Annotated in this window: 23 protein-coding genes; 10 read left to right on the plus strand and 13 right to left on the minus strand. The window is 40.9% G+C overall.

Annotated features, from left to right (window positions below; translation table 11 throughout):
* Positions 1 to 31: 31 nt before the first annotated feature.
* Together IJ22_RS24990 and IJ22_RS24995 are read right to left on the minus strand one after the other, a co-directional pair.
* Entirely contained in the window at positions 32 to 1,234 is a 1,203-nt protein-coding gene (locus IJ22_RS24990; RefSeq protein ID WP_062410719.1) for a site-specific integrase, read from the minus strand.
* Entirely contained in the window at positions 1,235 to 1,651 is a 417-nt protein-coding gene (locus tag IJ22_RS24995; protein WP_062410720.1) for a helix-turn-helix domain-containing protein, read from the minus strand. It lies immediately after the preceding gene.
* Positions 1,652 to 1,770: 119 nt separating this feature from the next.
* Here IJ22_RS24995 and IJ22_RS25000 point away from each other — a divergent pair, with 119 nt between their 5' ends.
* The 4 genes from IJ22_RS25000 to IJ22_RS25015 are packed head-to-tail and all read left to right on the plus strand — an operon-like array spanning position 1,771 to position 5,772.
* Positions 1,771 to 1,959 (plus strand): helix-turn-helix domain-containing protein, encoded by a 189-nt coding sequence (locus IJ22_RS25000; RefSeq protein WP_062410721.1) that lies wholly within the window; start codon positions 1,771 to 1,773, stop codon positions 1,957 to 1,959.
* A gap of 51 nt (positions 1,960 to 2,010) precedes the next feature.
* Complete coding sequence (locus IJ22_RS25005; RefSeq protein WP_062410722.1) at positions 2,011 to 3,192, plus strand: hypothetical protein; 1,182 nt, start codon at positions 2,011 to 2,013, stop codon at positions 3,190 to 3,192.
* Positions 3,189 to 5,309 (plus strand): DUF927 domain-containing protein, encoded by a 2,121-nt coding sequence (locus tag IJ22_RS25010; RefSeq protein WP_062410723.1) that lies wholly within the window; start codon positions 3,189 to 3,191, stop codon positions 5,307 to 5,309. The genes IJ22_RS25005 and IJ22_RS25010 overlap by 4 nt, the downstream gene beginning before the upstream one ends.
* A 40-nt stretch (positions 5,310 to 5,349) precedes the next feature.
* Complete coding sequence (locus tag IJ22_RS25015) at positions 5,350 to 5,772, plus strand: hypothetical protein (RefSeq protein ID WP_062410724.1); 423 nt, start codon at positions 5,350 to 5,352, stop codon at positions 5,770 to 5,772.
* A 29-nt stretch (positions 5,773 to 5,801) separates the two neighbouring features.
* Here IJ22_RS25015 and IJ22_RS25020 read toward each other — a convergent pair whose 3' ends face one another.
* The 6 genes from IJ22_RS25020 to IJ22_RS26900 all read right to left on the minus strand — a co-directional run bounded on the left by IJ22_RS25020 (position 5,802) and on the right by IJ22_RS26900 (position 10,841).
* Positions 5,802 to 6,641, minus strand: coding sequence for a tyrosine-type recombinase/integrase (locus tag IJ22_RS25020; RefSeq protein WP_062410725.1), 840 nt, complete (start codon positions 6,639 to 6,641; stop codon positions 5,802 to 5,804).
* Between the two features lie 81 nt (positions 6,642 to 6,722).
* Positions 6,723 to 7,136: a hypothetical protein gene (locus IJ22_RS25025; RefSeq protein WP_062410726.1), complete on the minus strand. Its 414-nt coding sequence runs from the start codon at positions 7,134 to 7,136 to the stop codon at positions 6,723 to 6,725.
* Positions 7,137 to 7,151: 15 nt separating this feature from the next.
* Positions 7,152 to 9,038 carry an FtsK/SpoIIIE domain-containing protein gene (locus IJ22_RS25030; protein ID WP_062410727.1) on the minus strand — a complete coding sequence of 629 codons (1,887 nt, stop codon included), beginning with the start codon at positions 9,036 to 9,038 and terminating at the stop codon, positions 7,152 to 7,154.
* Positions 9,013 to 9,177 (minus strand): hypothetical protein, encoded by a 165-nt coding sequence (locus IJ22_RS26450; protein ID WP_160327413.1) that lies wholly within the window; start codon positions 9,175 to 9,177, stop codon positions 9,013 to 9,015. The genes IJ22_RS25030 and IJ22_RS26450 overlap by 26 nt, the downstream gene beginning before the upstream one ends.
* Before the next feature lie 64 nt (positions 9,178 to 9,241).
* Complete coding sequence (locus IJ22_RS25035) at positions 9,242 to 9,673, minus strand: hypothetical protein (RefSeq protein ID WP_062410728.1); 432 nt, start codon at positions 9,671 to 9,673, stop codon at positions 9,242 to 9,244.
* Positions 9,674 to 10,334: 661 nt separating this feature from the next.
* Positions 10,335 to 10,841, minus strand: a complete 507-nt coding sequence (locus IJ22_RS26900; RefSeq protein WP_235594219.1) for a hypothetical protein — start codon at positions 10,839 to 10,841, stop codon at positions 10,335 to 10,337.
* A gap of 228 nt (positions 10,842 to 11,069) precedes the next feature.
* Between IJ22_RS26900 and IJ22_RS25045 the strand changes: the two genes are divergently transcribed.
* Entirely contained in the window at positions 11,070 to 12,428 is a 1,359-nt protein-coding gene (locus IJ22_RS25045; RefSeq protein ID WP_062410730.1) for an IS4 family transposase, read from the plus strand.
* 87 nt (positions 12,429 to 12,515) lie between these two features.
* Here the strand turns inward: IJ22_RS25045 and IJ22_RS25050 are convergent, their stop codons facing one another.
* Positions 12,516 to 13,745 (minus strand): S-layer homology domain-containing protein, encoded by a 1,230-nt coding sequence (locus tag IJ22_RS25050; RefSeq protein ID WP_062410731.1) that lies wholly within the window; start codon positions 13,743 to 13,745, stop codon positions 12,516 to 12,518.
* A 182-nt stretch (positions 13,746 to 13,927) separates the two neighbouring features.
* Positions 13,928 to 14,848 (minus strand): stalk domain-containing protein, encoded by a 921-nt coding sequence (locus IJ22_RS25055; protein WP_062410732.1) that lies wholly within the window; start codon positions 14,846 to 14,848, stop codon positions 13,928 to 13,930.
* 130 nt (positions 14,849 to 14,978) lie between these two features.
* On the opposite strand from IJ22_RS25055, the gene IJ22_RS25060 reads away from it, so the two are divergent.
* Positions 14,979 to 15,170 (plus strand): helix-turn-helix transcriptional regulator, encoded by a 192-nt coding sequence (locus tag IJ22_RS25060; RefSeq protein WP_062410733.1) that lies wholly within the window; start codon positions 14,979 to 14,981, stop codon positions 15,168 to 15,170.
* A gap of 57 nt (positions 15,171 to 15,227) precedes the next feature.
* Positions 15,228 to 16,046 (plus strand): helix-turn-helix domain-containing protein, encoded by an 819-nt coding sequence (locus IJ22_RS25065; RefSeq protein WP_082660953.1) that lies wholly within the window; start codon positions 15,228 to 15,230, stop codon positions 16,044 to 16,046.
* A 67-nt stretch (positions 16,047 to 16,113) separates the two neighbouring features.
* Here IJ22_RS25065 and IJ22_RS25070 read toward each other — a convergent pair whose 3' ends face one another.
* The 3 genes from IJ22_RS25070 to IJ22_RS26455 form a co-directional block, all read right to left on the minus strand.
* Positions 16,114 to 16,437: a hypothetical protein gene (locus tag IJ22_RS25070; protein WP_062410735.1), complete on the minus strand. Its 324-nt coding sequence runs from the start codon at positions 16,435 to 16,437 to the stop codon at positions 16,114 to 16,116.
* A 402-nt stretch (positions 16,438 to 16,839) separates the two neighbouring features.
* Positions 16,840 to 17,445, minus strand: a complete 606-nt coding sequence (locus tag IJ22_RS25075; RefSeq protein ID WP_062410736.1) for a hypothetical protein — start codon at positions 17,443 to 17,445, stop codon at positions 16,840 to 16,842.
* Positions 17,417 to 17,554, minus strand: coding sequence for a hypothetical protein (locus IJ22_RS26455; protein ID WP_160327414.1), 138 nt, complete (start codon positions 17,552 to 17,554; stop codon positions 17,417 to 17,419). Before IJ22_RS26455 ends, IJ22_RS25075 begins: the two co-directional genes overlap by 29 nt.
* Before the next feature lie 557 nt (positions 17,555 to 18,111).
* Between IJ22_RS26455 and IJ22_RS25080 the strand changes: the two genes are divergently transcribed.
* From IJ22_RS25080 to IJ22_RS25090, 3 genes are all read left to right on the plus strand, one after another.
* Complete coding sequence (locus IJ22_RS25080; RefSeq protein WP_062410737.1) at positions 18,112 to 22,053, plus strand: DEAD/DEAH box helicase family protein; 3,942 nt, start codon at positions 18,112 to 18,114, stop codon at positions 22,051 to 22,053.
* A gap of 267 nt (positions 22,054 to 22,320) precedes the next feature.
* Positions 22,321 to 22,875, plus strand: a complete 555-nt coding sequence (locus IJ22_RS25085) for a TIR domain-containing protein (RefSeq protein WP_062410738.1) — start codon at positions 22,321 to 22,323, stop codon at positions 22,873 to 22,875.
* A 75-nt stretch (positions 22,876 to 22,950) separates the two neighbouring features.
* The gene (locus IJ22_RS25090; RefSeq protein ID WP_062410739.1) at positions 22,951 to 23,781 is read left to right on the plus strand and encodes a macro domain-containing protein; all 831 of its coding nucleotides are present in this window, start codon (positions 22,951 to 22,953) and stop codon (positions 23,779 to 23,781) included.
* Positions 23,782 to 23,939 lie beyond the last annotated feature (158 nt).

The raw sequence follows: 23,939 nt of genomic DNA on the forward strand, positions 1-23,939 counted from the left end.
GGACGAAATGGGGACGAATGAACTGAGAGGTTTATTTTGCTTTGGTGATTGGTAAAATCGCGTCGAACTTGTTTGCCGCTTCTTGATCAGCGGAGCGAAGAACGTGACCGTAGATGTTCATTGTCGTGCCAATATTAGAGTGTCCTAGTCGTTCAGAAATGATTTTTGCATGGACACCTTGGTTTAGAAGCAGTGTGGCCGAAGTGTGCCGTAAACTGTGGAAAGTAATATACGGGAGCTTGTGTTTAAGCAATAGATTTCTGAAATGAAGGTAAGGCGTTTCTGGATAGAACGGCTTGCCTTCTTCATTGAAAAATACAAAAAAGTGTTCATCCCGTTTCCAGACGGTTTTCATTTTCATGCGCTCCTTACGGCAGTGAAGATAGTAATCATTCAGTTCTGCCGTAACGGATGCGGGAAGGGCAATTTTACGAATACTATGCTTTGTCTTTGGTTGTTTGATAATAGGTTCGCCATCTTTAAACGTTGTAATATTCTGTTGAACGTCGATAATGCCATTCTTTAAATCAACGTGCTTCCACTCTAATCCGACCAATTCACCCCGGCGCATCCCCGTTGTAAGAGCCAACGTAATCATCATGCGCCAGTGGTACGGCTCATGTTGCAATACTTCAAATAACTTATGGACTTCTTCCTCCGAGTAAACCCGTGATTCCTTGTACTTTACACGTGGACGAGCAACATCAGCTACAGGGTTACTCTTGATCAGTTTCCATTCAACGGCGCGGCAAAAAATGTTTTTCAAAATTCGATACATCATGAATACGCTGCCGGAGGATAATTTGCCTTGTTTACCGTCCAAACGGCTTCCTTCCTGTTCGAGTGAATCAATATAGTTCAGGATGTGAATTGGTTTCACTTGGTCAAGCCGAAGATGGCCGAATACAGGTAAAATGCGTTTATTCAGACAGCGTTTATAAGTATTCAGTGTACTGGCTTCGAGGTGTTTAACCGCGTATTTTGTTTCCCACTCCTCAACAAAGCTGGAAAATTTCATTTTTTCAGGAGCGATATATTCACCGGCTTCAACCTCGATTTTAAACTTAGTCAACTCCTCATTTAAATAATCGTTAAGTCTTTTTTTAGTCCGCAATAATGCCTCATCTTCGACTTTGATGGTTTTTGATTTCTTAAGTCTGTGCCCATGTGCGTCAGTACCTAATTCAACAACAAGCCGCCACGAGTTTTTTCCGCGTTTTTCAATGCTGGCCATCTATTTTCCCTCGCTTCTTTTAAATAACAAGTACCTTACATAATTTAGAATTTCCTTTTTTTCTTTTGAACTAAGTACCTCCCCATCTAAGGTAATGTCAGGAAGTTCAAAGTAGGTATTTAACTCTCTATAATTTACTTTTTGCGCTCCTAGTGACCTAGTAATTAAATCTGAAATGTCTTCATCTTGTAATTCTGATGAAAGTCCAGCGAAATACATAAGTTCTGACAATGAAACATCCAATGGTATGGCAAGTTTAGTAAGCGCATTGATTGATGGTATTTTTTGATCATTTTCGATTTGAGAAAGATAAGGCTGTGATACTTGAGACAGCTTGGACAATGCTGACATAGATAAGTTTTTAGCTTTTCGTATTCTTTTTAAGTAAGTACCGAATGAATGCTTTTGATTATTCATTTTTTCACCTCCGTTCTTGATTGAATTATAACACATAAATATTGATTAGGAAATAAATATTTTTATTGACAAAGTAATAATTATTGGTGTATCTTGGATTCAGAAAGGAGGGGAAGGACATGGAACCTGCAACTATGACAATAGCTGATTTTGCCCGATATTTAGGTATTTCAAAAGATACAGCGTATCGAATTATTAAAAGCGGAAAAATCCCATATTTTCGTGCAGGTCTTGGTAGAGGAAGAATATTGCTGAACCGAGAAACGGTTGAGCAATACCGTTTCGCCAGTGAACAAAAGTCCACTTGACAGAAGGGATAGAGCTATGAATCAATGTTAAACTTTCAGAGGTGAAAATCCATGATTGACAAAAACAAAGAAGCCGGTTCTGTTGGCGCAGAAACGGCTTCGGATGAAAATGCTCTAATCAATCTTAGTTTAGCACTTCAAGAACAGGAAAATCAAACAGGAAAAACAGCCTTGTTTTTCAAGACTGTTTTCCTTCCTGAATCAATTCCTAAGGAAGCAAGTTACGTTATATGCTACACCCTACCCACCAAATCGAGTATGAAACCTAAAATGATTAGTCGTTTTTTCACACAATCACAGTTCGATGCAATGCTTCGCTTGAACGAATCACTAAACGGAAAAGCGAACATTTATTTCTCGACAACTTTACAGGACGCGGAAGCAGCGCTGAAAAAAAATCCACGTTCACGGGGGACAAGCGAAACAGCAGTTTATCTAAGTTTTCTACACGTCGATATCGACGTGGATGCTCCGGGGTTTCATAAGTCAGCGGGAAAACGTTTGTTCCCGCATAATGAGGCGGCTTTATTGTTTATAGAGAACGGCATCCCGCTAACCCCGTCCATTATCGTCAATACTGGCGGAGGCTGGCATGTGTACTGGCTCCTAGATCAGCCGATGATTCTGCAAACCGAAGCCGACCGAAAACGTGCGGGAACACTCTTAGCCCGTTTCCAACAGTGGATTAGGAGCCTTGCAGGGGAGTATAAGGCAAGCATAGATACTACGGCTGACCTTAGCCGCTTGCTCCGCGTCGCTTTCACTTACAACGTCAAAACAGCGGAGAGAAGGCTTGCCGAGATTATTGAGGTGACAAATCGCCGATACTCTTTGGAGGAAATTGAAGCGCAGCTTCCAACACAAGAACTCAAAAAGAAGGCTGCAAGGCGGCTACCCTTCACTAAGCGGCGGCAGCGATTTCCGAACATTGAATCTATCTATAAAAATTGCCGTTTTATGGAACATTGTCGATCAAGACCTAACGAAGTATCTTATAACGAATGGTTCGCAGCCCTATCAATTGCCGTTCACTGCAAAAACGGTATTGAAGAAGCACATAAGCTTTCTCGCGGATACGACCGGTATTCCGAGGATGAAACTGAATTTAAGATCGCTGAAGCCTTGAAAGGAAAGCCTAACACTTGCTCCCACATTGCAATTACATTAGGTTCTAAAGGGTGCCACGGTTGTCCTAAACTTGACGGACTGCGAAACGAGGGTTACGTCTTATGAGAAGCCCAATCGCTTTTGGCTATGAGCGCGAGGATATGGACAAGGAGGCGCTGCTTGAGCGCCTCTCTACAACTTTATCAAATGCCGAACAGAATAAGGAGCAAGCGATTCAACTTCTTTTCAGGGCTGAATTCTTGGAAGCTTTGGCGTGGTTGCAAATTGTTTCTTATCCTGACTTTGTAGCGTTAAAAAAGCAAGCCGAAAAATTAATTCCCAGTTCGGAATTTAGAAAGGCACTTGCTCAAAAACTCCAAGTCATAAATCGGGAAGCGCAAGCTTTTACAAACAAAGATATCCCGACTTTAGGTGAAGCCTTGGAAGACTACCCGCAGGAGATTGCACATCTTCAATTCCCTTTTGGCTGGTGGATATCCAAGGATGGCGTTTTCAGGAGTCATACCGACCGAATGGGCAATGTAGAGTATGTGAAGTTATGTAGCTGGCCTTTGATTGTCAGCGGCGTGTATAGAGGCTATCAGGACGGTGAAATGAAGCTTGAACTCATGTTTCACCGGTGGGAGGATTGGCAAAAAATCGTATTAAATCGTTCTGATGCCCTAAATTATAAGAAGCTGCAAGAAATAGCAGCGGCAAAAGGCGCTCCAATCGACTCGTCGAATAGTAAGGACGTTGTTCGTTATTTGTCGGCTTTCGAAGCTGCAAATGATGGTAAATACCCTCTGAAACGAACCGTTGACAAGATCGGCTGGATTCCTGAAAGAAAGTTACTTATCACTTCAAATGGTATTTATTCGGTTAATGGAGAACATCTTAACGATTCCGATATTATCTATCAACCGGGGAAAGAACTGATTCAATTCAGCATTAAGCAATGCGATAACTGGCAGGAGACAGCTAAAGCAGTTTTTCCGCAATTGCTCAATTTGAATCATTTTAATGTGACTCTGCCGGTCATCGGTTGGTTTTTTGCCTCTGCGGTTGCACCGTTTATCAGAGCAAAACGCGACAATCAGTACCCGATACTGGTGTGTTGGGGCAAATCCGGCTCAGGCAAAACGACCTTAATTGAGATTATGTTGAAGATAACCGGGAATCCGAATGAACCGCAGAAAATCTCTACACCTTACGCGCTTACGGTTCAATTATCTTCGAACAATACTTTGCCCGTTGTGTTTGACGAATACAAACCATCCGAAATGGCCGAACGGACACTAAGCGACTTTCTTAACAAGCTCAAGCTCTGTTACAGAGCGGATTCGGATAGCAGAGGAAAGCCCGGAGGCGTTCAGACTTACACTCTCAGTTGCCCGGTAGTATTTATCGGAGAAGATTATCCAAAAGATAATCAAGCGATTGTCGAACGTTCGATCGTCGTTCAATTGGAACGCAACTGGATTGAGCAAAACAAGGTAATGGCAGATTCGGTATTCAAAAACGTAATGAGTAATGATCTTGAAGCGGCCAGCAGTGGATTTTGGAATTTTATTTTCCACTATTTGGAGCAGGGTTTTTGGGATGAGGATATCGAAGAAGCCAGCCAGTTAGCCGAAACGTTTGAAAACATTCATTTCCGGGTGCGCTGGAATACGACCGTCCTTCTTACCGGGATGCGGATGTATCAGCGAATACTTGAATTTTTGAACTGTGAGATTGCTTTTGGTGTTGAAGAGATGAAACGAGCGGCAGTTTACACATTGTCAGCAGCAATGGAAGATCAGGAGAGCATGCTTGACCGTATTTTACTTGCTTTTAACTATGACCACCGACAATTTTCAGAGTCCGATATTTGGCTCGATCAGGAAAACCACTTGCTTTACGTCACTGCCAGCAAATTCAAAGCATACGTCACGATGAATAACCAGTTTAAGTGTTCAGCAGCCCAATTGAAATATGAAATGGAATATTGTTGTCATAGTGGTGGGTATGTTGGAAATGGCAAGCGAGAGTATTATGTGCAGAAAAAGATTCGAGGGCGAAACGGTTGGCGCTATGTTTTCAATACGTTAAAGTTGGAGGAAGCAACCGGAATTTCAGAGGAAGCATGGCTTCCAAACGAATCCGAACCGCCTGATGAAGTAACCCCGCCACCTGAACGGCGTGTACATCCTGAGCGCTCTGCAAGACTGAAATCATTAAGCAGGAAAACGCCTTCTTGAGCGGCGTTTCTGTAAAAATCAAAAGATGGAGTGATTTGTTATGATTATTTTTAATGAAAAAGAAAAGAACTGCCTGCGAACAGTGATTGAATGGGGAGAAGCAAGAGAGAAACATTACAACAAATACAGTCACATCATCTCTAAAAAAGGAAAAATCAAGGAACTGAATAAGGAAGAATCCTTGATTATTAAGCAACATGAAGCAAATACCTGTAAGCTTGAAAGGTTTTTAAACGAACTTGATGAGGAAAGTATTTTACTGTTACTTACAGTAGCACTGATCGGAAGTCAACCTGATGACTTTCCGGAAATGATTTACAGGGAGCGATTTGAAGCAGCGCAACGCTTGGTAAAATCCATTGGATACAAAAGAGAACACGCTATTGATACATTGAAGCGACCACAGGTGGCAGAAAATCTTCTTAAAGGTGTTCAACATCTTGGAAATACGTTTGAATACTAATGAAAAAGGAGCCGTTGCAGGCTCCTTTTTCAAATAAAAGCTCTATCAATAGCTTCAGCCAATTCAACAGAGGAAGGCATAGAATAACGTTTCGTCATATTAATATCAGAATGGCCGGTAAGAGCCGCCACTGTGCTTATATCAGTTCCGGCAGCAACCAGCCGCCGCGCAAACGTATGCCGCAAGGCGTGGGGGTGCGTCCCAAACTTGGCTAACATATGCTGGATTGTCCGGGGTGAAATTCGTTTTTTATGATTGCTCAAAAATAGCGCCGGTTCGGTATCGCTTCGCGTTGCAAGATACTGCATTAGGTGATAACGAACTTCACGGGATAGCGGAATCGTTCTGGACTTGCCGCCTTTGCCGTTCCGAACGATCATTTCACCGCTCCGTTCGTTAATCGTCACGTCTTGACGGTTCAAGGAGCAAAGTTCGGATACCCGAACGCCGGTTTCCAGCAGCATATACCCGATAGCGATATCCCGCTTATTTCCGGTTTTCTCAATCTCCCGTTTGAGCCGCTTAACCGCTAACTCCTCTAACGATTTTGGAGCCGTCTGCCTTTTGTTTTGCGGCTTGATACGCTTAATGTGTTCAACAATATCGGGACGCTGGATGAAACGGCTGTAGACGCTCAAGCAAGCAACTATTTTATCAACGGTTGCCGCGTTTTTGCCTTCCTGTTCCAATGTCTTCACGTAGGCTTGCACATCATACCTTGTAGGCTCGGTTAAATCCCCGCCGTTTCGATCAAGCCAGCGGCCAAACGCCTCCAAGATTCGCCGGTAAGTCTTGAGCGTATTTTCGGCTTTACCTTGTGCCTCCTGATCGGAAAGAAAACGTTGAACTTCTGCGACAAAATTTTTCATCGTTAATCCCCCCGATAATCATACTTCCGCGCCATTTCCCGTTAAGGTTTTGGCGCGGAAGCCAGCTTCTCTGCAACATTATCATTCCGAATCTTTGATTATTTTACCTCCAAAGATTGCTGCAATTTCCTCCGATGTAATTTCACGAATATGTTTCTTTTTCCACTCTTCAATTGTTTTTCGTTGTTGTTCTTCTTTAGCTTTTTCTCTCTCGACCTGGAGTTTCCTAATGTTTCTTCTCTTCTCAATAAGTTCGAGAGGTTCACAGTAATCACCATTAAAGAGAATACGAGCTTCACGAAGCAATTCAGGCATAAGACCAATTTTTTCAATATAATCTAATTTTACTTTATAATCCTTTAATGAATCCGTTCGATATCTACGGTATTTTTTGAAGAAGCGTTTGAACAGTTTGTTATAGTTTTCTTTGTAATTTTCTTTATTGCAACTTTTACTTCTTACTATGGTATTGATTTCATCTCTCGCACTTTTCAAAGAAACCATTCCCTTCTAAAAAATATCGTTATAATCACAACTTTTTAGTTTCAACATGGCTCTATGACCTAGCTTGTAACCTTCATGCGGATTTCGGTACTCCAAGAATAACCGCCTAAAATCCATGTCATTGATAAACGGAACTTTAATCAAACTATCCATAGGGGCATCCGTTCCTCTGACAATGAAAAGCCCGGCATAATCGGTGGAGGGCAAGCGTTCAAAAGCAGCGCCATTGCCAAGGGCGATTTGACTGGACGCTTGTGAATCCATCCGGCCTATGCAGCGAAAGGAAATGTTACTCCGAAAATCGGTTGAGCCAAGGCTTTCCTGACTAGGCCGCTGTGTAGCGATCAGCAAATGAACGCCGTTGCTCCTGCCTTTCGCCGCAATCGCCTTCAGGCAGGACATGCCTTCCTCAAGTCCCTGCCATTTATCCGTAAACTGTGCAAACTCATCAAATACCACAAAGAGTTCCGGCAAATTTGCACCGGTCATTTCGTTGTAAACGGCGATATCGGGCGACACACCCCATTCTTTCAAAAGTTGTTCGCGCCGTTCGACTTCCTGCGCCGCGCTTTTTACCAGTTCCAAAGCGGCTTCTTTCGTCGTTGCTATCGGGTATCCGGCATCTTCCACGAACCCGAAGCTGACCCCACCTTTTAGATCGATGAACATGGGCAGATGATTTTGCCGTTGAAACTGCAAGATGATCGAATAAAGAGCGGTTGATTTACCGGCTCCCGTTGTCCCGGCGACAATTCCATGCGGGATTTTCCGGTAATTCCATGTAACCATGCCTTTGCTATTCACACCCACAATGACGCTTTCCGGCATTTGGGCGACAGCATGAAGGTTAATCACGTTCTGGAAATGGATTTCCTTTGGCAGCGGCTGCTTGGCGATTTCAACCCCAACCGTTCCGATTCCGTCATAATCCCGGTGGATGAAGAATACCGGCTTTTTCAAATAGGCTTCGATGCGGGTAATGTTTTCCTCCCAACGTGTAAAGGCAACGGAAGGGATATCCCATATAAAGACTTCTGTTTGGCCTAAATCATGGTGTATAGGGGAGACGGTTGAAACGTCTTTCAAGTGCAGCACTTCGGTTAAAAACCGCTCCCACGCCTGTTTCATGGGGTAGTAGTGATGGTTTAAAGTCTGGTTCTGGGACTTGAAATCAGGGACAGGTTTGCTTTCTTTCGTAACCGTATTATTGGTTGATTCTTGCATACTTCCCCTTTGCAGCTTCTGATAGCTGATCGCGTGTAAAGCGGTATTGATTTGAGGTACCTTTTTCAAATTTCTACTATGAAGCAGCGCGTTCGCTTGCTGAAAAATCTGTGACAAGTTCGCGTGAAAGAGATGTTCACAAGCCGTATGATCAGCGGTAAGTGAACGGATGAAAGGAAACAGCTTGTAACCTGTATAAAGGCAGACGATATAAAAAAACAAGCCTGTTAAAATTGCAATAGGGAACCAGTGAAATAAAGGGAAATCAGTAAATAACCCAAGTATAAATGTGGTTATGACGGCAAAAGCAAACCCGCTCAGGAGCCACAATAACCGCCTTCTTAGAGCCGGAGCTTGCATCCCCAACCTCAAAGCCAATCGGCGATCTAGCGGCGTATATGGGCGTTTTACAGCCTCATAACGGGCAATTAATCGTACAACCCAATCAATCGTACCTTGCGGTATGTCAACTTCATAGAATGGCTTGTTGGCGATATCATTGAGCAGATGATGAGCACGCAGAAGCTCTTCTTGTGCTGACCGTATCCAAATTTCAATAACCTTATTCCGTAAGCGCTCTTGATCGTCATAGCGCCACCAAGCAAGGAAACGCTTGATTGGCGGAAAAAGCGAAGAAAGCTGCTTACGAACTTTTTGAATGATACTCATGGTTTTCACCCGCCTGTGACAAGAACGTCCGCGCCATTCGTTCAAAAAGATCAGGCAGCTTCATGTCATGATCAAGTGCAAAGCGCTTCAATTCCTTCAAAAGATGATTGTCAATAAGTAAGGTATATCGTTTGCGCATTCGCTTTTCCTCCTGAGATACAAGAGGGCTTGCAGTGTGAGTTAATATACAAGCCCTTCTGGTTTTAACGAAATAAATTGTTTTTCAGCAGTTCTTCAAGGCATGGAGTATCCTTTAAATCAATGGAATTGCCATCAAACTTTAATAAACCTTCCGAAGCGGCTGCTCTAGCTAAATAACACAGATCGTCCTTCTCAAAAGCGGATTTCCCCAAAAATTCAGAGATACTTAACCTATTGCGCTTGGAGTGGAAATTTTCATTGCGAAGGAAGAGAAACAGAGCAGCACCAAACTCCGGCCATTTTCCTTTTTCCACCTGTTCAGAAGCCATAGACCAACCGCCTTCAATGCACTCCACCAACCGTTCCAGCAAAACATTGCCGCTGTCAACAAGCTTTATCGCCGCTGGCACAGAAGGGCGGTTTTTCTGATTCCCGCCTGAGAAAAAAATCCACCAAAGCAACAGCGCCATGATGATATAGCCTAAAAATGGCATAAGCAAACCTCCTGATCATCTTTGATTCTCCTACCTGCGACAAATAGTAATTACATGCGCTCCACCCCTTTTTAACATAACCATTACTTTTCACGCCTCCCCGCCGACAACACCGTTGAAACATCGGAGTAAAAATGCACAAAAATCTTTTTTATAGATTCTGCACTTTTGTAGAGAAGCGATTGAGAAGATGTGAAAATCGTAGAATTGACCAAATACATAATTTAACGAACCTTTTTATACTCTCATTTTGGAAAGGTAGCACTCTGATAAAGTTAGAAAAATGAAAAAAGAATGCGCGTCATAATAAAGCGTGACACTGCATTCTTCGTAAAGTGAATATTAGTTTTTCTTAAAATGAGGCCGTTTTCGTTACTTTTGACCAGCGATTTGTTACCGCATATTACCGTCAAAATAGCTGAAAACCCTTGATTTATCTATATTTTTTATTTTTATTGATAATAAGGTAACAAAGTAACAGGATTTGCGAGGGGATATACACAATCGGTGCGGCAAGCAATGAAGCCGTGGGATGAGATTGCATCAAATCCTTGTATAGAAGCATAGGTGTATGAAAAAAACTTGTTACCTTGTTACCGAACCTGAAAACCCTTGTGGTTCTAAGGATGAGCCGGTAACAGGCTATCTTCCCGGTAACAATTTATAGCTGGTCAATATACCGGGGAGAGCTTTCGCGTTCTCGGATATAAGCCAATTCCCTCTTGTGTCGCAGATCGTGTCCGGCTGATTTCAGCAAATACGGAATGGCCGCTTTAACGAGGGCATCCATCGAGCCGAAGCGCTTGCCGGTAAACGGGCATTCATATTGTGTTTTGGTTTTGACTTGGGCGGTTTCGGCTCCTTGAGGAAACAGGATATTATAAAACGATTGCTGCGCTGCTTCTACAACTTCGGTTGCATACTGCTGCTCATTGTTCATTAAATAATTCTGCCAACGTTCCTCCGCATGGCGGCGCGGGTAGCCGCTTGGTTTGGCTGCTGGCGCTTCCGTCTGCCCGTGCATAAGGCGTTTTAAGAAAGCCGCAACCGTCAAGCCGGATTCCTTAATCTGCGCCCATTCCACCTCTGTGAGGGTTAAAGATACTTTACGTGTTACACCTTGGGCTTTCCGTCCCGCGCCTACCCGTTTTCCGCCTCTTGACATCATAACCACCCCGTTAGAAAAAGGTTACTTTTATCATAACAAAAAGCATGTATATTTTGAAATAGGTTACTTAACTCAACTTTCGCAGAGCGAAAATCGGTTTAATTGCATGATGTGACTAGACAAACAGCAGATTCAATACGGATGTTGTAAAAATAGAAAAACACCGCTTCGTTTGGTAAAGTGAGAGTGTCGAATCAAACACTACCATACAGAAGAGGTGTCCTCTACATGATAGAGCAAAACGTACAACAGAATCAACTTCCAAATGAAATCAAATCAGCCTTCAAAGAACTGAAAGTGTTGCAACACTTAAGAACAGCGGGCTTCAAAAAGAAATTCGGATATACTTGCTCGTTTCTATTCCAACTTGTCTTTGTGCTCTTGTTTCATCACAAGAACTGGTTTCGTTTGTTGGAAAGCCACAAGGGTGAATCATTTCCTGGCAAGGATGCGGTCTATCGCTTCCTAAATCACAGCGGCTATGCATGGCGCAGATTTCTAACATTGCTTAGTTCCTCCACCATTGGTAAGATTCAGCCGCTGACAGGAGAAAATCGCGTATCCGTATTTGTTGTTGACGACTCCATGTTTGAGCGAAATCGCAGCAAGGCGGTTGAACTGCTTTCCCGATTTAAGGATCATGCGACGGGTTGCTACTACAAAGGATTCCGGATGCTCACGCTAGGCTGGTCGGACGGCCATACGTTTATTCCGGTTGACTTCTCTTTGCTCGCTTCAATCAAGTCGCAAGTGAACGGCATCATGCAGGGGATCGACAAGAGAACGTCCGGCTACAAACGGCGGGTCGAAGCTTTGCTGCCTGCTCCTGAAGTCATTCCAGCGATGATTGATCGTGCGCTTTCGGCGGGCATGCAAGCCTCGTACGTCCTCATGGACAGTTGGTTCACACATGCCCCATTAATCCAAGCGATCCTTGATTGCGGTCTGGATGTGATCGGCATGGTCAAAGCGGACAAGAAACGTTATCTTGTTCGCGGTCGCCGTTTATCCTTGCAAGAGCTTTACTTTGAAGCCATCCCCGTTCAAGGGAAGAACAATGGAATCCTGCGTTCCATTCGTACCGAGTTGTCCCCAGGGATTCCGGTCACAATGGTTTTCGTGCGCCACCGCTCAAAGAAGAAAGAATGGCTTGCGATTCTATGCACTGACCTCTCCATCCCCGAAGAAGAAATAATCCGGATCTACGGAATTCGCTGGGATATTGAAGTGTTCTTCAAGTGCGCCAAATCCTTGCTGCGTCTACAAAAAGAGTTTCAGGGGCGCTCGTATGACTTGCTCATCAGTCATACTACGATTGTCTTTTCCCGTTACATATTGCTGGCGTGGCAACACCGACAAAGCACTGACAACCGCACGCTAGGCGGCTTGTTTCATTTGCTATGCGATGAAGTAAGTCAATTAGATTGGGCAGTAGCCTTAAAGCAACTTATTGAATTGCTCGAGGAAGTCGCTAAGAAAGCCAGTAAGAAGATCACAACACTTATCCAAACACAACTTCAGCATTGGATCGCCGGTTTGCCCAATTACATCAAGGCTTACCTACCGAATTTAAGCTGCGAAAGTTGAGTTACTTAAATCTTAAAAAAGAATGGCAACCATTAAACTGGCCGCCAGAGCTAATAATTTTCTGTTCATTAAATCACCCTCAAGGGATTATTTTAACGTAGAGCTATAAATCTGTTTGACGCCTTCATTTCTTAAATTTCCAGAAAACTTAATAACAAATTCTTTGCTAGATACATTAGGCTGCTTAGGAATCAGCTGACCACTAGTATATGTGATAGTTCCACTTTTAATGTCAGTGCGGATACCGTACATGAGCTTGTTATACTCGGGATCCCAAGGGAAAAATGCGTAATCTCTATTAAGATTACTTGTATCTGTTGCGTTAAGTTTAGCGTCCTTCCAATTAGAATTATAAATAGTAGTACTACAAGGTGTTACAAAGTTAGTACCGTGATTTTCAGAGAATTTAATATCAACAGTTGTGAATACTGCGTAGCTACCAGAAGCACCCTTTAATTTGTAAATTTGATTATTACTGTACCAGCGGAAATCATCAGATGTCACAAGACCTCGGTTTGGGTCATTAGGGTCGTCAAGATCGACAGCAACAAGTTTAGTTACTGAGCAAGCAATCTTACCATTATCGGAAACAGATTGCATAAGATCGTCCCTGAACTCAATGTATTCGTTATTTGCTTTCCTCATAGGATTCCCAAAATACTGCGGCAACATCGTCAAGATGTTCGTCTTATGCCACAAGATTTCAGCCGCACCGACAGCGTATTTGTCACTCGGCAAGGTTTCGCCACGTTTAACTGCCAGTACCCTTTCAATTACGACAACTGCCTGAGCCCTAGTCGTAGTACCGTCAGGGTCAATATTTCCGGGAGACGTACCCATAATCAACCCGGCCTTGGCTCCTTCATAGAGGTTCCGGTTCATATCATAATCTTGCTTGTAACCGGTGATGCCTGCCCGTACCGAGAGAAGCATCATTTCCTTACGGGGCATTTTCGTATCCCAAGTGCCGGACTTGAAATCGCCAGCGTAAATTCCGGCTTCCGTAGCGGCATTTACGGCTTCTTGATACCATGCCCCAGAAGCACCAGACACACTTTTCAGCCCCAACGCTGTAGTCAACATTTTTGTAAATTCCGCCCGCGAGACTTCTTGGTCAGGCTTGAACGTTCCATCCGGGTAGCCGCCAACATAACCGGCTTTCACCGCTTTGTTGATAGCGGCTTCAGCCCAATGCCCGGAAATATCCGTGAAAGAAATAATTTTCGATTCGGTGGTTTGCGTTTCAGCATACGCAACGCCCAGCAAAGAAACAGACAATAGTACTGCAAGGAAAAAGCTGACTACAGATTTTTTCAAGTAAAACACCACCATATTTGTATTTGAATTAAGTTTCCCTTATTATCTTGAATCCTATTTAACTATAAGAAGACTATCCCCAGATGCTGCAACAGCAAATGAAGGAACCATGCTTACTAAAAGGCTACCAACTAAAAGAGATGAGACTAAACGTTTCTTGATTCTCATAGTCGTAACCCCCGTTATTTACTAATACCAAGAGCTTTATATACAGCATTTAGAGACACATTATTTTTGTATTGATCCTTAACTACAATGTCAGTAGATGGTACTCCATCTGCCCAACCATGTTTTTTTGCCAACGAGTATGAAAAAATTGTGTACTCGTCAACTGTCTCTGTGTAAGTTTCATCAGCAAAAATGGTAATATCCAGTTTAAATTCGTCAGGAAGGTTTTTAAATGTGTAAACTTTGCCTAGGACAATCTTTTCTTTTTTATTACCGTACTGAATACCTACAAGTGGATTCTTACCTGGCATTTTAGGAATACTAAAACTCAATGTACGAGTTTCATTATCCCAAGTGAGAGGCTTAAATATCTGATTACCGTAAACCTTTTGTTCTTCAGTAGGCTTCCAAACTGTAGTATCCCCCTCAACCGTACCCGGAGGAATTGGTGTCTCCCAAGGAGTGTTAATTTCAACTACGTTATTTTCTCCATTACTTCCGGGCACCCATTTTACTTCAGCGCCAAGTCCCTCAGAGATAACGCGGAGAGGTACCATTGTACGTCCGTTCTGTAAAACAGGAGCACCTTCAATAGTTGAGACTTTACCATTTTTCTCGACCTTCTTGCTATTAAGCAAGACTTTAACTTCATTATGTTCAGGTTCATCAATTGTTGCAGTAATAGGTTGGTCATTTGCAACCCAACCTACCTCTGCCCCCAGCGCTTCAGAGACAAACCGCAGGGGAACATAAGTCAAATTGCTATCAGTATCAATATAAGCCGGAGCTTCGTGCATTACGATAGCATAACCGTTAACTTTTACAGTTACAGAAGTCTCCTGTGCTGCATGAATTGAAACGGGAATAAGTAATAAAGAACCAAACAAACTTAAGCAACAAACTCGTTTCAATTTCATATTTAGTGTTTTTTTCATTGTTTAATGTGCCTCCTAAATTTGTCTAGAGAAAGAGTCTTTTTACGACATATATTACACGATATATATATCGTTATAAAGCTTGAATTTATTGGATAACATAGGGGTAAAAGCGTTAGGAGCATTCCCCTTGAAATTAAGTGAAGCCAGAAACAATAAAAATATCGTTCAAGAGGATTTGGCTCACATGATCGACGTATCATTAAGGTACTACCAGCGGTTAGAGAGCGGAAAATCCATTCCAACTATTAAGATAGCTTTACGCATATGTAGAATATTGGACGTAAGCCCGTTTGAAATCGATGAATGGCAAGATGATTGAAACCGTCAAGCATTAGCTGGCGGTTGTTTTTATGTCATCCAACAAAATTATATTGAGATGAGTTTTTTTATTTCAACGGACTTTAAGTCACATTCGTTTAAATTCAGACAAAAATATACAACCAAAGTCATAATTAACCGATATATCAATTATGAATATTGTTGGATAGCGTGGGTGTTGATTGTGGATATACGGTCAGAATTCGGCCTAAGGGTAAGGGAGCTTCGAGCGCGAAGCGGTATGTCACAAGAACTGTTAGCAGATCGTTCAGGATTGGATAGAACTTATATTAGCGGCGTCGAGCGTGGAGAGCGGAATATAAGCTTGGTGAATATCGAAAAAATTGCCGCCGCGCTAAATGTATCTATTGAATATCTGTTTTCGAGTGAGCGGTTTTCAGCGAATCTAGCTTACCAGCAAAAGGACTTTAAGGTTCCCTTTTTGGAGCGTTTCAAATTCCATTTGGACACTGACAGGAAAATTCTGGCCTTTCAGGTGAACGGATTATTAACGGGAGAAAATGTGGATTATATGTCTCGTACTTTGTTAGGCATTACGTCTGCCTTTTCACAAGGTGAATTGAATATTTTCGTAGATCACCGCGAGATGAAAGCATCGGATGGTGAACCCGTCGTATATTCACCTGAGGTAGCGGAGCGAGCGGTTCAATTCCAGCAAAAAGTAATCTCATGGGGTAAACAAGCGGTGGTGCTGTGCAATTCGGAATTTATGGTTCATCAAATGAACCACGTAACGACAATTAGCGGAATACGTGACAAAGCGGTTCATCTGTATGGAAAAGATAAAGAGATGATCGGCAGGGCATATGAATTGCTGGATATTAACGGAAATGAACTGATAAAACCTATGAAATAAACCGATACGGTCACAAAAAAGAAGCCGTAATAAACGGCTTCTCCAATCGATGTAGCTTCGCTAATTTTTAATATTCTTCTGGGAGCAAGATGGTAACCACGAGACCTTCTTTCGAGTTTGGCCCGTAATCGTCAACGATAAGCCATACATCCTCATAAATGCCGGGATAAAGAAAAGCAGATTCGGTCGCGATCAATTCTCCATTACCGTTTGTAATATCGAAACTATCTCCTTCGGCTGCATGTGCTACTGTGAAATAGTCATAAGAGTCTGCCACATAACGGTCGAGAGCGATTCTAAAGAGCATGTCTGTTGTGACTTCTGGCAGTTCCATTGCTGCGACGCCTCTTGTTTGAAGTAATGTTACATTGCGATTTGTTGGAAAATTCATTGGCATTGCTCCTTTGATAGTATTTGAGATTCGCACCATTGTTGTGCGACATGCTTAGTAATTAAAATTCCTGTGTGTAGTTCCAATGCAAGAAACTTCGAAGTTGAAGAGAACCGAATTTTTCCTAAGCTATTTTGTAGATTTTAAGCGTGAAATAGTATCCGTGAATTCAAGGTTTGTTCACGGATTTGTTAGTGGCGGATTAACTGCTTGGTGATGATTAAGTGTGGATAAAATGTGGATGTGGTATTGAATTTACGGTTTTTGGAAACGGCATGTATTGTCAGTTTATTGGGGTATTATCGAATTGGATAAATGAGGAATCAGAGGAATTTGATCATTATTGGTGAATTCAAGTGGAAATGTCGGGTTAGAGGGTACGGGGTATAGGAGAAATATAGGTTAAGTATCGATTGGCAGGAGCAGGACGGAGAAGCTATAACTATTGCTGTTCACGTAGCGTTGAAGCTCCGCGGCGCGGTTTTCCGTCAAGGCGATTATGTCCAGTGGCGCACTTGATGAGGCGGTTTTCGCAAAGTCATCAAGCCGTTGAAACGTATTGGCGATGTGATAGTGTGGGTTATCGACAATCAATGCTTTAGGCGTTTCTCCTTTGATTACGGCATCCAGCATTTTAACTGTAGGTTGCGCCTCAAGACCAAGCGTTTCAATGAATCCTGTTTGTTCCATAGCCCACTGTACCCGCGCTAAATCAATTTGCAGTAAACTTCGTCCGCGAAGCGTTACGCCGCGCATATTTAATTCATTAACACCATGTTGCGAGAGCCTGAAGATTTTGTTTTTTCGCTTGTCTATCACGGCCTCAATATATCCCCATTCCGTAAGCGCTCTTGTACGTTGATAAATTGTATTTTTTGGGCGCTTATCGGACATGAGTTTAACAAGTCCGGAAACAGTGATATGGCCATATTTTCCGGTTGTCTGCATGATCGAATGGTCAAGCGTCAGAAGTTGGCGTTTAAATGTTTTTGCAGGTTCGTTTGGCATGTTTGGAGCCTCCTTGATTGGTTTGGTATTCTGCCAGCAGTTCAGCCGCTTTAGCCATGAATAAGGCACATTCGCGCTGCTGATTTTCAAGCTTTTCTTTTGATTTCATCGGTTACTCCCCCTAATTATTATACTTGATTTACGGTTGAACAACGAACGATTTCACGGGACATGTAGGAGTAAAAACAGTGTCATATCAAGGTTTTGTAATTGAAATGTTGGGGACGAATTGGGGACGAAATTCAGCATAAACTATCATTTTTGAGCCTAAGCTAACCAATCGGCCAATTTGAAGAATGCCGTAATATCAAGGGTTTTCGGCTTTTAGCGTAAAACACCGTAGCGGGTTATATACCCGCATACGGTGCATGTGGAATCGGTCGCGTTGTTGGTGCAGGATGAAACAGATGGTGGGAAGCGTTGATATGTAAGGGTTTCGGCTATTGATACAGCATGGCGATATTGTTGGTACAGACGTTGAAAAATGGCGTTGATGTAAAATTGATGTAAAAATGAATCCATAACCAGCGAAAAGAACCCCAAAATTCCTCGCGGCCTGTATAGTTGGGTGAATTTTCGCTGGCTTGTGTTAAGAACATAATGTTTCAGCTTGCCCGGAGTTACTCTAAGTTAATAGTAACTTAATAACTAAAGGGAGGTCCTAAGTTGGATATAACTTTAAAATCTGAGTTAGGTACTCGCGCTGCTTGGAAAGGCTTTTCATCCCAAACAGTATATATTGCTTATCGATTAATGATTTTGAATGATGAATCTGACTTTTTCCCAGAGCAAGTTGAAGATTTGATGGTTAAGAAGAACGGTAAGATTTCCGAAATTGTACAGATAAAAAATTTGTCTGTAGATTTAGCCTTATCACATCTATCTCCAAAAGAAAATGATTCTTTTTTTCGAAGATGCTTACAGCTAAAAAAGAGTTCAAACAAAGAGGTTGTTTTGCGTATCGTTTCTTTTGGAACTATTGGAGAAGAAATCAAAGTATTTTGCGAAAGTGAATATTCTCCAAAATTGACGGTGGCAACAAAGTTGCTGTCATATGGGTACAGTAATGAAGATGTATTATGGATACATAGCCATTTAAGAGTGGAACATGTAGACGAAAAGGGATTGTTATTTGATATCTATCAGATGCTTGAAAGTCGGGTTCATACAATGGCAGCTCCCAATGTAGCATTCGACGTACTTATTAATTATATATCAAATTTGTCGAGGGCAGGAACCTTTACATCAAAACAAATTTGGGAACAGAAATTGGATAGAATCGCAATTGATTTTGCTGCTGCCTCTGGAATGGAAAGGCAGTTTGGTCAAACTATTTTTCCAATATACGAATATAAAGATGTATACGATTATGAAGTATTACAAGCTGAATATAATGCAGGCATTAATGCATTGCCGCAACATATACGTGCCAATTTAGATTTTCCTCGAAAGAGATGGATTAAAATAATAGAAGATGCACTAAAAACCTCCAATATTGTTGTTATACGAGGAGCATCTGGACAAGGGAAATCGACAATAGCGTATCGATATTTATTAGATCATTATTTAGAACGTGACATTTTATGTATTGAAAAAGTCCTTTCTGAAAAACAGGCCGTTGATATCTGTGCGGCGCTGCAAGGTGTGGCAAGAGAGCGGCAATCTACACTTGCTGTGTGCTTGGATGTTGAACCGTATGATGTTTCTTGGCTATGGGTTTGTGAGCAAGTTCAAGCGCATGGTACTGATTTAAAACTGATAGTTACTATACGAGAAGAAGATTTCCGAAGAGCACCTATTGATTATTCAAAACATCGTTTTGTTGAGGTTGAACTGAACTTGTGTAGAGAGGAAGCGCAAGAAATTTTTAATCGGTATCCATCTGCCAACTTTTTGTCATTTGATGAAGCGTGGACATCTTTTGGAGAAGATGGACCTTTCATGGAATTTGCCTATATGTTACATCAACAAGGGACTATTAGAGACAAATTGAAAGCGCAAATTTATAGAATTATTCAGCAAGAAGTATATGCCGATGATTGGTTGCAAATTCTCGAAGTAGTCTCCTATGTTGGTAAGTATAATTTAAAAGTTAGTACTACAATATTATTCGAGAAATTTCCATGCCCACAACGCCTGAAAATGTTAGCCATTTTCGAAAAAGAATACTTGTTACGAGTATCAAAAGATAAACAATATTTGGAAAGTTTGCATGCCTTGAGAGCTACCATATTATTTGACATTCTTAGAGAAACTAGTCTGAGATCTGAATTTGACAATTTAAAATTGTCGCTCCAAATAATCGAAGATGTTCCTTTAATGTTGGTGGTAGAGTTTTTTTATAGGAATGGAATATCATCTAATGTAATCAAAGCCCTTGCCACTTTAAAATATAACTCTTGGAGCGTTTACGCAGGAGTCCTAAAAGCTGTGTTGTGGGGAGAAGTATATTCATATTATTGGAAAAACAAAGTTATAATTGATAAAGGAAATGAATTAGTCAATAATTTCATAATGTTTGGAATTACTGATGTTACAGGATATCTTAAAGATATTGATTTTTCAGCTATATGGGATATCTATAAAAAGTCCAACCCCTCAAAATTCCAAGCATTCAAGGACCTAATGTCAACATTAGAATCCAAAACTTTATCTTATGATTTTTTAGATTTGTTTATTGCTAAGTCTTCTTCGACACTCCCTTTTGATACAACTGTGAGAGCAGAAGATCTAACTGCAATGGGATATAGTCTTTTTTGGTTCGCGATGAGGAAGCGCTTTCTCCCTGAACAGACCCTCGAACGTCTTCTCCCACCTATGTGCGTAACAAACCTTGAAGACTATTTGAATCTTTTGGTGGGATTAAGTCACCAGAACTGGTCGAGTAACTATAATAGGTTAAGGACATTAGCAGAACCAATTCTATTCACACAATTGGGTATTGTTTACTGTGATGTATCAAATGAAGTTACGATATACTCCATTTACAATATTTTTGATAGCGGAAATGCGGACTTTAATGGTCCAATCTTAAAAATTGTAGATGTAGTTCGAAAGTTATATCCGCAGAAACAAAGATATAATGTCGAGATAATAGGTCAAGATATAATAGATAATATCAATTTTCCGGATACACAAAAACATATTCCGGTTGAAAACTTACCGTTTGTATGGATTACCCAACTTAACCGATGGTTACAAAGCATCGATGAATATATAAAGGCTCCGGTTTCATGGGATAATGTTCATGAAGAAATTATGCAGATTAAGGTTGATATAATATCCTCTGTTGATTTTATCTTAAGAGGAGTGGATTACCTCTATAACAAAAAATCTACTAAACGGTTACTTGAAACTAAGACATTAGGATCAATTAAAAGAGCTAAAGAAAAATTAACAGGGTATACATTTCCAACTCCGCAATGTGCGTTAGATCAATATGGTATAAAATTGAATAATGCTATTGTAGATAGAACTAACGGAGATATGCAATTAGTATCGATTCCCCCTAAAAACAAAATGCAATTTAAATCGTTATGGAGCAGTTTTTGCAATAGTTACTTAACTTTCTTGAATCAAATGGACGCATTGCTTGTCGCAAAAATAAAGAGAGGGGAAGTTTCAAATGAAGGACGCTTATCGCTAATTAATTTAATTACTGCATATCAGGAAATAAATGATTTAGAAGTACGGTTTAAGGCGGAAATGAGCAAATATGGTAGTGATTTCTTTACAATTGAAGAAAGAAATCGCATATTATTACTTGTTGCTGTATGGTCGCATGTATACAATCACCCATTACAGAAGATCAACTCACTTTCTTATGATTGCAATTTATTGTTAAGTAAATATCGAAGAAGGTTTGAAGAGTTCTTTTACAACGATATTTTCAAACATGAAAGTGTTATTAGCGGAGATAAGAACGGAAAAACAGTCCGAATTCTGGTATATGCTGAACAAGTAGAACTCTTATGTAGAGAACTGTTTTTAAGGTTTAGGAAAAGATTTACGGGGGTGTCTACACTTACATTAGAAGAATCTATTTTAAATGATTATGTACAAAGTGTAGAGATAATAGTTTCTTTCAATGGACAACCTTTACCGGGAGGATATTTAATAGAAACTCGAAATTTAGTCATTTACGATGAGGTAGACAAGTTTATTTCTATGCTTGTCCCCTCATCTAATACACATGGAATAGTATTAGATGATTCTCCCAAAACAGCCGCATTAAAGCTATTTGCAGATTTACGTGCTCTGCCAATGTTATTCAGGCATAGTGCTCAAATTCACTCCAGGGTCTCAACATTTAATACAAGTGAATCTTATATCGAGTCAGTATATGAGAGCTGGTTGTCTCATACAGCGAATTATCTTGTGAAAATATTTGAAGAAATGGAATCATGCATAGAGGTTATTAGGAAAATGTCGGACAATCTTGATATTGAGGAGTATGAAAATGTCATTTTGAAAGTGTTAAACGAATTAAAAAGAAATGCAAGTGAATTGCTAATAGCTGAAGAAAATGAAGTTCATAATTTAGTAATGACACTCCAAGATACAATGGTTAAGCTGATAGATTTATATCCGGTGGAGTATTTTCAATAACAAATGATAAATTTAGACGTAAAAAACAAACTAGTTGGTTGGGGAATATCCGGAAACATTGATGTTTGCGTAAAACTCGGCGCATATTACGATTCATTTGGACACAGTAGACTAGCATATGTAGAAGATTGTAGAGGAATACACGAACCATTAATTTTTATAGTATACAGGTTTTTGTGTTAAATATATAAGGCTAAATTTGCAGGTTCAGTTAAAAAAGGGAATACAGTAAAATAGAGTTTCAGAAATAGTAAGGGAGGATATCTAATGGCAAACAGGACAGGAACCTATGTAGCCTTTGATGGTTTAGGAGAAACCGATCCTACAAAGTCTGAATTCAAATATTATGCGACCATTCAAGCATGGGGTGCAAATAAAAATATTGCATTTTCGCTAACCAATAGCCACGAAAAAACAGATGCTGTGCGCGATACAAGCAAACGGGCAACATTATATGCTCGCATTCAAGAACGGATTAGGGCATCAAAAAATATGCTTGTCATTCTTACGAAAAACACTCGCTATAATGGAAGTGTCCTATCATATGAGATTGAAAAAGCCATAGACACTTACAAGATTCCACTGATTATCGCTTACCCTGAATACTCATCAATATTAAATGTGAACAGCCACAGCGATATTTGGCCAAAAGCCCTTGCCGACCGCATTAATGATGATAAAACAGCGGCAATCCATATCGCATTTGCAAAAGATTGCATTTTGGATGCTATCACACGCTTTCATGTGAATGGTGAGTCCCTTAAAGGCGGTAAGAACTATTATAGCCGTGAAGCATATGTCCAATGGGGGCTGATTAAATAATTGATCGTCATCTTATGTTGGTAAATTCAACCATACAAATGGTGTTTATAAGTATCTTGAGATATGAGGTTATGTATGAAGGTACAGTTTTTGGACAAAAGGATACTACATAAATTTTATGGCGCTTTGAGCGTAATAAGTGTCATAACATCTATTGTATTTCTGTTTATAGATATTGACACGAAGTACAAAACGGCCATAGGCTTAGCAGCCTTATCTTTTCTTATTGTTCTATACATTGGCATCTGGGTTCATTCTAATTTTCGCCAGAACATCAAGTTGAAAATTAACACCTCGCAAATCGAGGTGAAATTTGGTGATATTTTTTCAGAGCAAGCTGATCTGAAAGTGATTGCCTTCAATGAGTATTTCGACACTTTGGTGGACGATAAGATCATCGCTAAAAGCTCTCTGAATGGAATATTTGTCGATAAGTTTTTCAAAAACAAGGTCGATGAACTGGACGGAATTATTTCCTCCGAAACTCAATTAACGGAAGCGAGTGTCGGAGAAAACCCGAGCCGTCCTTCTGGTAAAAAAATAAAATATAAACTTGGAACAATATGTGTTGTAAACGATTATCTCATTACAGCCCTTACGCACTTTGATGACAACAACAAAGCGTATCTCGAGATAAATGACTACATTAACTGTCTACTAAACTTTTGGAATGAGGTAGACAGAGTTTATGCAGGCAGAACCGTGGCATTGCCTGTTTTGGGTTCAGGAATAACTCGCTTTAAGGGTTACGAAAACATTTCAGACCAAGAGCTACTCGAATTAATCATTTGGACATTCAAGGTTAGCCGCATAAAATTCACGTATCCGTCCAAGGTGAAGATTGTAGTTTATAAGAACAAGTGCGAAAAGATAGATCTGCTGGCACTGAAAGACCTGGAAACCTAATTAATGCAGAATATCGACTTGTTCCCGAGAAGGGATAGATGGAACAAGTTATGATAAGCATTGATATGAAAGGGCTCTGCCGATTAATACAACATGGTGAAATTGGTATGCGACGGTGAAAAACAGCATTGTAAAAATTGACCGGAAATCAACCCATA

Origin of the sequence: Paenibacillus naphthalenovorans, from assembly GCF_001465255.1 — a bacterium.
GTDB classification, from domain to species: domain Bacteria; phylum Bacillota; class Bacilli; order Paenibacillales; family NBRC-103111; genus Paenibacillus_G; species Paenibacillus_G naphthalenovorans.